11 protein-coding genes and 1 pseudogene are annotated in these 9,438 nt (G+C 68.0%); 3 read left to right on the top strand and 9 right to left on the bottom strand.

Annotated features, from left to right (window positions below; all coding sequences use genetic code 11):
* Positions 1-188: 188 nt before the first annotated feature.
* From flgG to flgB, 6 genes are read right to left on the bottom strand one after another with little or no spacing between them, the layout of a single operon-like run.
* Positions 189-971 carry a flagellar basal-body rod protein FlgG gene (gene flgG / locus AC27IO_RS16550; RefSeq protein ID WP_284427267.1) on the bottom strand — a complete coding sequence of 261 codons (783 nt, stop codon included), beginning with the start codon at positions 969-971 and terminating at the stop codon, positions 189-191.
* Between the two features lie 40 nt (positions 972-1,011).
* Positions 1,012-1,752 carry a flagellar basal-body rod protein FlgF gene (flgF, locus tag AC27IO_RS16545; protein WP_272565443.1) on the bottom strand — a complete coding sequence of 247 codons (741 nt, stop codon included), beginning with the start codon at positions 1,750-1,752 and terminating at the stop codon, positions 1,012-1,014.
* Positions 1,753-1,805: 53 nt separating this feature from the next.
* Complete coding sequence (flgE, locus tag AC27IO_RS16540) at positions 1,806-3,083, bottom strand: flagellar hook protein FlgE (protein WP_284407501.1); 1,278 nt, start codon at positions 3,081-3,083, stop codon at positions 1,806-1,808.
* A 57-nt stretch (positions 3,084-3,140) separates the two neighbouring features.
* Complete coding sequence (locus tag AC27IO_RS16535; protein ID WP_272565440.1) at positions 3,141-3,791, bottom strand: flagellar hook assembly protein FlgD; 651 nt, start codon at positions 3,789-3,791, stop codon at positions 3,141-3,143.
* A gap of 21 nt (positions 3,792-3,812) precedes the next feature.
* Positions 3,813-4,217 (bottom strand): flagellar basal body rod protein FlgC, encoded by a 405-nt coding sequence (flgC, locus tag AC27IO_RS16530; RefSeq protein WP_272565439.1) that lies wholly within the window; start codon positions 4,215-4,217, stop codon positions 3,813-3,815.
* A gap of 39 nt (positions 4,218-4,256) precedes the next feature.
* Positions 4,257-4,715, bottom strand: a complete 459-nt coding sequence (gene flgB / locus AC27IO_RS16525) for a flagellar basal body rod protein FlgB (RefSeq protein WP_272565438.1) — start codon at positions 4,713-4,715, stop codon at positions 4,257-4,259.
* Positions 4,716-4,928: 213 nt separating this feature from the next.
* On the opposite strand from flgB, the gene flgA reads away from it, so the two are divergent.
* The 3 genes from flgA to AC27IO_RS16510 all read left to right on the top strand — a co-directional run bounded on the left by flgA (position 4,929) and on the right by AC27IO_RS16510 (position 6,519).
* Positions 4,929-5,687, top strand: a complete 759-nt coding sequence (gene flgA / locus AC27IO_RS16520) for a flagellar basal body P-ring formation chaperone FlgA (protein ID WP_498739743.1) — start codon at positions 4,929-4,931, stop codon at positions 5,685-5,687.
* A gap of 91 nt (positions 5,688-5,778) precedes the next feature.
* On the top strand, positions 5,779-6,114 hold the full coding sequence (gene flgM, locus AC27IO_RS16515) for a flagellar biosynthesis anti-sigma factor FlgM (RefSeq protein ID WP_284402623.1): 336 nt from the start codon (positions 5,779-5,781) through the stop codon (positions 6,112-6,114).
* Positions 6,115-6,156: 42 nt separating this feature from the next.
* Positions 6,157-6,519 carry a hypothetical protein gene (locus AC27IO_RS16510; protein WP_498739741.1) on the top strand — a complete coding sequence of 121 codons (363 nt, stop codon included), beginning with the start codon at positions 6,157-6,159 and terminating at the stop codon, positions 6,517-6,519.
* A 121-nt stretch (positions 6,520-6,640) separates the two neighbouring features.
* Here the strand turns inward: AC27IO_RS16510 and AC27IO_RS16505 are convergent, their stop codons facing one another.
* The 3 genes and pseudogenes from AC27IO_RS16505 to flhF all read right to left on the bottom strand — a co-directional run.
* The gene (locus AC27IO_RS16505; RefSeq protein WP_284402625.1) at positions 6,641-7,357 is read right to left on the bottom strand and encodes an RNA polymerase sigma factor FliA; all 717 of its coding nucleotides are present in this window, start codon (positions 7,355-7,357) and stop codon (positions 6,641-6,643) included.
* A gap of 4 nt (positions 7,358-7,361) precedes the next feature.
* Entirely contained in the window at positions 7,362-8,159 is a 798-nt protein-coding gene (locus AC27IO_RS16500) for a hypothetical protein (RefSeq protein WP_284402626.1), read from the bottom strand.
* A pseudogene (flhF, locus tag AC27IO_RS16495) lies at positions 8,152-9,438 on the bottom strand (flagellar biosynthesis GTPase FlhF); the annotation flags it as partial. The gene AC27IO_RS16500 and the pseudogene flhF, both read right to left, overlap by 8 nt.

Raw genomic sequence — 9,438 nt, 5'->3', positions numbered from 1 at the left:
CACGGGCGGCGGCGGCGACAGCGTGGCGCAGCCGGTGCACAGCAGCACGAGGCCGGCGACGGCGGCCAGGCGCGCGGACGGCGCCGGCAGGGGGGACGAGCGGAGGAAGGAGGCGGTACGCATGGCGAAATCCTGCAACAAGCGGTGGGGGCGTGGGCGTTCTTCGTGGGAACGGTCGGCGTTGCGCTTCAAAGCTGCGCGAGCTTGGCCAGCATCTGGTCCGATGTCTGGATGGCCTTGGAATTCATTTCGTAGGCGCGCTGGGTCTGGATCATGGTCACCAGCTCTTCCACCACGTTCACGTTGGAGGTTTCGAGGAAACCCTGGCGCATGTAGCCCAGGCCGTTCGTGCCCGGCGTGCCCTGCTGGGGCTGGCCGGACGCGGCCGATTCCTTGTACATGTTTTGCCCGATGGGCTCGAGGCCGGCCGGGTTGATGAAGCTGGCCATCGCGATGCTGCCCAGCTGCTGGGGCGCGGTGCTGCCCGGCACGGTGGCGGAGACCACGCCCTCGGTGCTGATGCTGATGGCCGTGGCGTTGGCGGGCACGGTGATGCCGTTGGCCACCGGCAGGCCGCTGGAGGTGACCATGCGGCCCTGCGCGTCCAGCTGGAACGAGCCGTCTCGGGTGTAGCCGATGGTGCCGTCGGGCTGGGTGATTTCGAAGAAACCGTTGCCGTTGATCGCCACGTCCAGGTTGTTGTTGGACTGCTGCAGGCTGCCCTGAGTGAAGTTGCGGCTGGTGGCCACCGTGCGCACGCCCAGGCCCAGGTGCAGGCCGGTGGGCAACTGGTTCTGCTCGGTGGTCTGCGCGCCGACCTGGCGCTGGTTCTGGTAGATCAGGTCTTCGAAGACCGCGTTGTTGCGCTTGTAGCCGTTGGTGGAGACGTTGGCCAGGTTGTGCGAGATGACATCCAGCTGGGTTTGCTGGGCGGACATGCCGGTCTTGGCGATCCACAGGGAATTGATCATGGCGGTTCCTTTGGGGAGGCGGTTGCGTCGGGCTCGGCGGTCAGCCGTTGAGGCTCAGCAGCTGGCTGGCCGACTTGTCGTTGGTCTCGGCCGTCTGCAGCAGGCGCAGCTGCGCCTCGAACTGGCGGGAGGCGGCGATCATTCCGACCATGCTCTCCACGGCATTCACGTTGGAGCCTTCCAGCGCGCCGGACAGCATGCGGGCATTGGGATCGCTGGGCAGCGGATCGCCCGAGGTGGTGCGAAACAGGGCGTCGTCGCCGCGCTTGAGCGGGTCTTCCAGCGTGGGCGTGGCCAGCTTCAGGCGCCCCACGGCTGCGGGGCGCTGGCTGCCGACCTTGGCGGTGATGGTCCCGTCCGAGCCCAGCGCGATCTCCGCGCCCTGGGGCACGTCGATGGGGCCTCCGCCGTCCGAGAGCACGGTCAGGCCGTTGCTCGTGAGCAACTGGCCCGTGGCCGAGACTTCCAGGCTGCCGTTGCGGGTGTAGGCCTCGGTGCCGTCGAGCCCCTGCACGGCGAACCAGGCATTGCCCACCGCCATGGCATCCAGGTTGCGGCCGGTGCGCTGCACCGGGCCGGACGCTTCGGAGTGGCCCGAGGTGGCCTCCAGGGCGAACACGCGGGTCTTGGCACCGTCGCCCTGCACCGGCACGGCGCGGAAGGTGGACATTTCCGCCCGGAAGCCGTTCGTGGAGGCGTTGGCCAGGTTGTTGGCCAGCACCGACTGGCGCTGCGCGGCAGCGCTGGCGCCCGTCATCGAGGTGTAGATGATGTGGTCCATGGAGGGTCTCGCGCAGGCGTCTCAGTCGGTAGGGGTGGGGTTCAGGAAAAGGATCAGCGCAGGTTGACCAGCGTGGACATCACCTGGTCCTGCGTCTTGATGGTCTGCGCGTTGGCCTGGTAGGCCCGCTGCGCCGTCATCATGTTCACCAGCTCGGCCGTCAGGTCCACGTTGGAGTCTTCCAGCGCGCCGGAGCGCAGGGCACCGAACTTGCCGTCGGTGGGCGCGCCCATCACGGCCTGGCCGGATTCGAAGGTTTCGGCCCAGTTGTTGTTGCCGATGGACGCCAGGCCCTGCGTGTTGCGGAAGCTGGCCAGCGCCAGTTGCCCCTCGGCGCGCGTCACGCCGTTGGAGTAGCGCGTCATCACCATGCCGTTGTTTTCGATGTTGATGCCCGTCAGCTCCCCGGCGGTGTAGCCGTCCTGCGACAGGTCGGACACGGCGAACTTGGTGCCGAACTGCGTCACGCCGTCCAGCTTCACGTTCACGCTGTAGTCCGTGAGGTTGTTCGGGTTGGGTGGCGTGGGCGAGATCGTGAGCGGCAGTTGAAAGCCGGTGGCGGGCGGGGTCGCCGCGGGCGCGGTGATCTTGCCGTTGTTGTCGAAGGTGATCTGGCCGACGGGCGCGGCCACCACGGGCGGCGTCGCCGTGGGATCGTCCAGCTTGTCGTACACGTCCCAGGTGTTGGCGCCGTTCTTCTGGAAGTACAGGCTCACCGGCTTGGCGACGCCCTGGCTGTCGTAGACGTTGATCGAGGTGCCGTAGGTGGCGCGCGGCGTGGCGGGCACGGGCGGCGTGGCGGTGGAGTCGCCCGCGGCGTCCGGCGCGCGCGCGTCGAGGTTGAACGATGCGGTGATCGACGTGGTCTGCTTGGCCGGGATCGGCTGCGAGGTGGGGAACGACAGCGGCGTGGCGTTGCTGGCCGTGCGCAGGCCCGTGGCCGGGTCCACCGTGTAGCCCATCACCTTGGCACCGCTGTTGGTGACCACGTTGCCCAGGTCGTCGAGCTTGAAATTGCCCGCACGGGTATAGGCATTGGTGCCATCGGGCTGCTGCAGCTTGAAGAAGCCGTCGCCGTTGATCGCCACATCCAGGCTGTTGCCGGTGATCGACAGGTTGCCCTGGTTGAACTGCTGCGCCACGTCGGCGGTCTCCACGCCGATGCCGGCGTTGGTTCCCCCCGCGGAGCCGATGGCCGAGGCCACCATTTCAGCGAACTCGGCGCGGGAGGCCTTGAAGCCCACCGTGTTGGAGTTGGCGATGTTGTGGCCGATCACGTCCAGGTTCTTGCTGGCGGCGTTGAGGCCGGACAGGCCTTGCTGAAAGCTCATGGTGTTCTCCTGAGAGGAAGAAGGAAAGCGCGTGGATAGGTGGGAAGGGCGTGCCGGTCAGAGCACCGCTTTGATCTGGCTGTAGTTGACGGTGCTGCCGGTGTCCAGGTCGAGCGTCAGCGCGCCGCTGTTGGAGCCGGTGCCCACCACCTTCGCCTGCATGAGCGCCGTGGACTGCACGGTGCCGTCCTTGGTGGAGGCGACCACGCGGAACTGCAGGTCGCTCTTGTTGCCCGCGTACTTGCTGGCATCGAACTCGAACTCGTGGCGGCCCTTGTCCTGCGCGCCCATGTCCACCGTGCCGACGACGGCGCCGCCGGGCGTGACGACCTCGACCTTGGTGCTGGTCGCCGCGCCGGCCAGCTCGAAGTAGCCCTTGCCCGTGCTGTCGGTGTAGGTCATCTTGGAGCCTTCCGCGAGCACCGAGCGGCCGATCATGGCCGTGCCCTGCAGCGTCTGCATCGTGGAAAACTGCTCGGCCATGGTCTGCATGGTGAGGTTCAGCGTCTGGATGCCGGTGACGGTGTTGATCTGCGCCATCTGCGAGGTCATCTGCGCGTTGTCCATCGGATTCATCGGATCCTGGTTGTTCAACTGCGCGACCAGCAGCTTCAGGAAGCGGTCCTGCGCGGCGTTGGGGTCGGTGGCCGAATTGGCGCTGGTGCCCGAATTCACGGTGGCGGTGGAGCCGATGGGATTGAGGATCATGGCGAGGTTCTTCCCGAAAAGTTACTGGCCCATCTGCAGGGTCTTGAGGAGCAGCGACTTGGCCGTGTTCATGACCTCGACGTTGTTCTGGTAGGAGCGCGAGGCGGAGATCATGTTGACCATCTCCTCCACCGCGTTCACGTTGGAATGGGTGACGTAGCCCTCCGCATCGGCGGACGGGTGGCTCGGGTCGTGCACCCGCTTGCCCGGCGCGTTGCTCTCGCTGATGGCGCTCACCCGCACGCCGGCGGCGCTCTCGGCGCCCATCGGCGCCGTCTGGAACACCACCTGGCGCGCCTTGTAGGCCTGGCCGTCCGGGCCGGCGACGGCCTCGACGTTGGCCAGGTTGCTGGCCACCACGTTGAGCCGCTGCGACTGCGCACTGATGGCGCTGCCCGAGACGTTGAAGATGGAGAACATGGACATGGCGGTTTCCGCTTTCCGTGGGTGGTGGCGTTGCGGCGCTTACTGGCCCTGGATGGCGCTCAGCATCGTCTTGGCGTTGCCGTTGATGAACCGCAGCGTGGCTTCGTAGCGCACGGCGTTGTCCACGAAGGCGGCCCGCTCGCGATCGAGGTCCACCGTGTTGTTGTCCAGGTTGGGCTGGGTCTGCACCGAGTAGCCCAGCGTGCTGCCCGATCCCATGCCTGTCGTGGCGGCCGGCAGCGGAATGTGGCGCGGATCGGTGGCGCTTTGCTGGCGCTGGCCGGTGGCCAGGGACATGGTCGACCCCGATCCGGTGCTCAGCGTGGTCGAGCCGCCGCCGGTCGCATCGCGCATCGCGTCGGCGAAATTGAAGTCGCGGGCCACGTAGCCCGGCGTGTCGGCATTGGCGATGTTGCTCGCGATGGCACGCTGGCGCTCGGCACGCAGCAAAAGCGCGTTGCCGTGGAAATCCAGCCTTTCAGTCATCTTGTTGAGCATGTCAGCCTCGCAAAGCGTTGGGTCCTGGCCGGAGAAAAGAGGGGTTCCGGCGTGGGTTCGATTATGGAAATGGGCCGGTTTTTCTAAAGCGCGAAGAACGCGGCGATTGGCGCGCAGTTCGGTGCTTCGTGCGCGCCGGCCGGCCCTAAAGTGCCAGGGGTCGAATGGCCTTCCCTGTTGGGCGGCGCATTCCCCGCCACAGGAGGCTTTCCCATGTCACACACCACCGCTCCCCGATTCCTTCCCACCCTGCGCCTGGCCCGGATGGCCGCTCTGGCGGCGGCCTTTGCCCTGCCCGCCGCGGCGCTGCGGGCCCAGGCCGTGGCCGAACCGGCGGCGGACCTGGGCGGAATCACCCAGCGCTGGCTGGACGATGCGCTGCAGCGCGGCCAGTCGGGCACGGCCAGCATGCCGCTGCGCATGGAAGTGAGCGTGGGGGCCTTGGACCCCCGCCTGCGCTTGGCGCCATGCGCCCGCGTCGAGCCCTACCTGCCTGCCGGCTCGCGGCTGTGGGGCCGCACCCGCCTCGGGCTGCGCTGCGTGGACGGTGCCACCGCGTGGAACGTGTTCCTGCCCGTCACCGTCAAGGCGTATGGCCCGGCGTGGGTGCTCACGGGCAATGTCGCGTCCGGGGCCGTGCTCACGGCCGCCGATGCGACCGAGGCCGAAGTGGACTGGGCGGCGGAAACCACCGCGATCGTGGCCAATCCCGACAGCTGGGTCGGCATGGTGGCCTCGCGCCAGCTCATGGCCGGCCAGGCCGTGCGCCAGCACATGGTGAAGGCGCCGACCCTGTTCAAGGCGGGGGCCGCGGTGCGGGTGGTGGCGCAGGGGCGGGGTTATTCGGTAACATCCGCAGGCCAGGCGATCACCGCAGGCGCCGTCGGCGAGACTGTGCGCATCCGTATGGAGAATGGCCGTGTCGTCGCCGGTGTTGTGTCCGAAAATGGAACAGTAGAGATCACTTTGTAAGCGATGGGGCCCAAGAAAAGCCTAAAGTCCCTGTCGAAGTGGTCGAAAACATTGCTACTGTGCCCCACATCGAGCGGGGTGGGAGAGAGCGATGAAGATAGGTCAAAACCCCGAAATAGCCAATGCAGTGTCGCAAGCCGCCACGGCTGCCAAGCAGGCCAAGGCCCCTGCAGCTGCCGCCGAAACGGCTGCCAAGAGCGCCGCGCCCGCTGCCGCTGCGGCCGCTGGCGTGCCTGTTACGTTTTCCAGCGCCGCCCGCGGACTCGAAGCCAACGGCCGCGCCGGCACCGATTTCGATGCCAACAAGGTGAAGGCCGTGCGCGCCGCCATCGAAAAGGGCACCTTCTCGGTGGACGCCGATGCGATCGCGGACAAGCTGCTGTCCAATGCGCAGGAAATCATCTCCCACACCAGCAACAGCCACTGACCCCGGGTTTCCTGCAGGGGTTGATCGGCACAGGATCCACCCATGCAATTCGAAACCACGCTGTCTGAAGTCGAATCCCGGTTGAAAGACGTCGGTGCCGCCCTGCTGGAAACCGACGCGCTCGCGGTAGAACGCACCGCCCCCCTGTTGCGCCAGGCCGCTCTCGATCTGTCCCAGGCGCTCCAGAAAATCCCCCGCCCCACCGAATTGCCGGCCGACATCCAGCGCCGCATCCAGGCCCTTCGCAGCCAGTTGTCCCAGCAGCGTGAACAATTGGCGCGCCTGTCCGCGTTGACCGAGCGCCAGGTGGCGACCCTGCTGCCGCCCCAGGAGGCTGCGACCTACGGAAACGGTGCTCCGGCACGCTCGGGCGGCGCCGCTCGGATCTACCGGTCGCAGGGCTGATCCCGCCCGGCTTTCCCTTCGCTCCTGGTAAAAGCCAGCCTCCCAAAGCAAAAAGGCCGCATCTGCATGCGGCCTTTTTCGTTGGCGCCAGGGGCGCGTCCGGTGGGACGGCGGCGCTCCGCTAGTGGCTGCGCATCTTGGCCCGCAGCCGGGCGATGGACTGGCTGTGCAACTGGCAGATGCGCGATTCGGTCACGCCCAGCACGGCCGCGATCTCCTTCAGGTTCATGTCGTGCTCGTAATACATGCCCATGATGTGCTGCTCGCGCTCCGGCAGGCTCTTGATGGCGGCGACCAGCGAGGCCTTGAGCCGCTGGTCGCGCAGCATGGCCATCGGGTCGGCTTCGCCGTCGGCCACGTGCCGGTCGAGAAACCCGTCGTCGCCGTCGTCGCCCCGCGTCATGTCTTCCAGGTAGACCAACTGCGTGCCGCGCACCTTGCCCAGCAGCGTCTGGTATTCGCCCAGGCTCAGGTCCAGCTCGGCGGCGATCTCGGATTCCAGCGGGCTGCGCCCGAGTTTCTGCTCCAGCCGGTGGACGGCGTGTTCGATTTCCTTCTGGCTCTTGCGCGAACTGCGGGACATCCAGTCGCCCTCGCGCAATTCGTCGAGCATGGCGCCGCGGATGCGCTGGGTGGCGAAGGTCTCGAACTGCACGCCCTGCGCCACCTCGTAGCGCGACAGGGCCTCGCTCAAGCCCATCATGCCCACCTGGATGAGGTCGTCCAGCTCCACGTTGGGCGGGAGCTTGGCGATCATGTGGTGCGCAATCCGGCGAACCAGCGGCACGTGCTGGCGGATCAGCGCATCGCGGTCGAGCTGTCCTTTGGCGGTGTACATCGGGTCAATGTCTCCGGGCGAAATGCGCTGCCGTCTCCGTCATGCCGAAGGGCGGGGTGGGGGTCGGCGTTGCGGCGCCAATGGTGCACGCGTTTTCCAGCAGTTGCAAGGCCAGGCGCTGCACGTCCTGGGCGTGGTTGGCGCGCACCGTGCTGGTCAGGATGCCGCTGCCCAGGTGCCGCTCGGCGCAGCGCTGCAGCGTGTTCAACGCCGCATGCGTCGGGTCGGCCTGGGCCGGCCCGCCGGGCGGCAGGATGGAGGCCACCGAGCAGTGCACGCCGGCGTGCATCGCCATGTGTTTCAGTTGCCGGTAGCTTTGCACCACGCTGTCGGGGCCGCCTTCGGCGATCACCAGGGGGATGGCCGAGGTCGCGCGCACCAATGGTGCCAGCACCTCGGCGCTGGCGTAGAGCACCAGCAGCGCATAGGTGCGAAAGAAGGGTTGCAGCGCCTGCATCGCGGCCGGGCCGTCGGCGGTCTGGCGGGCGAGGCGCTGCATGCCGTAGCCGGCCGGAATCACCGCCAGCGACGAGGCCGCCGGGCCGGTTTCGAGCGGGGCGCCGTTCTGCCAGGAGGGCTCGGCCAGCAGGTGGGCCAGGCCCGGCGCGTCGTCGGTTTCGCGGGCGGTGCCGTCCAGCACGGCCACGGGATACCCCAGCCGCTGCAGGCTGGAACACACCTGCCACAGGGTTTCCAGTCCGTAGGCGGCGTCGGGCTGCGCCACGACAGACACGACCCGCAGGTCCGACTGCGGCGTGATGCTGTGCAGGCTCGTGGCCTGGTGGAATCCGGTATCAAGCATCGACCAGTCCCCTTTCCGAGGCCAGCTCGGGCGAGTGCGAGAAGAAGAAGTTCAGGTCCGACGCCTTGGGGTCGAAGGCCGACTTGGCGGGCGAGCGCATCGAGGTGCTGATGAGCTTGTGCGCATCGGCGGCCTCCCAGTCCTCGGGCACGCGCTGGCCGTTGGTCACGCCGCGCAGCACCATCTGGTGGCGGATCAGGGCGTCGATCGAAGGGCCGAGCTTCACGGCTTCGTCCACCTTGGACAGGATGGCCTGCTGCGAGCCGGCGGTCTTGAAGGCGCTGAGCACGTCGTCCAGCGTGTCGCCGTGGCAGCCGGCGTTCAGCACCAGCAGGCGGTTGACGTTGGGCAGGTCCAGCACATCCAGCATGTCGCGCTTGCGCGGGTCGCGCGGTGCGACGCCGGTGGTGTCGATGAGCACCATCTTCTTGCCGCCCAGCAGGCCGAGCAGGTCCTGCAGCGCGGCGCGGTCGTGCGCCAGGTGGGCCACGACGCCCAGCATGCGGCCATAGGTGCGCAGCTGTTCGTGGGCGCCGACCCGGTACGTGTCCAGCGTGATGAGGCCGACGCTGCCCGGGCCGTGGATGCGGGCGCACAGAGCGGCGAGCTTGGCTGTGGTGGTGGTCTTGCCCACGCCGGTGGAGCCCACCATGGCGTAGATGCCGCCTTCTTCGTACAGGGGGCGGACGTGCGCGTCGGTCTTCAGGTTGCGCTCCAGCACTTCCATGAGCCAGCGCACCGCATCGCCTGCGCCCAGCTCCTCGGGCAGGCGCTCCAGCACGGCGCGGGCCAGCGACGGCGAGTAGCCGGCGCGGATGAGCTTGAGCATCAGGTTCGACTGGATCGGGTTCTGCCGGGCCTGTCCGAGCCAGGCCAGGGTGTTGAAGCGGTCCTCGATGAGGTCCTTCATGGACTGCAGCTCGCTCATCAGGTTCTGCTGGCCGGCGGCGGGGGCCAGCGAGGGCACGGGCACCTGCACGCGGCGCGGGGCCACGGGCTCGGGGGGCGACGTCCATCGGAATGGAGCGCAGCGGGTTGTGGCGCACCAGGGGCGCGGCGGCCGGTGCGGGCATGCGTTCGCGCTCGCGGTCCGGCGCGCGTTCGCGGCTGCGCTCGTTGATGGAAGGGGCCTCGGCCGTGCCGGTCAGGGCTTCGTGGCGGCGGCGCAGCATGCGCTCGCGCACGTAGTCCTGGAACGACAGCGTGCTCATGGCCAGCTGCTCGGTGTCCTGCGCCACCGCGTTGCGCTGGGGCTCGGCCCGGGCCGCGGCGGCCGCGG

It is taken from the genome of Acidovorax sp. KNOB132 (assembly GCF_057541515.1).
Note: the sequence above shows the minus strand (reverse complement) of the source record. Positions and strands in the feature narration are given on the sequence as shown.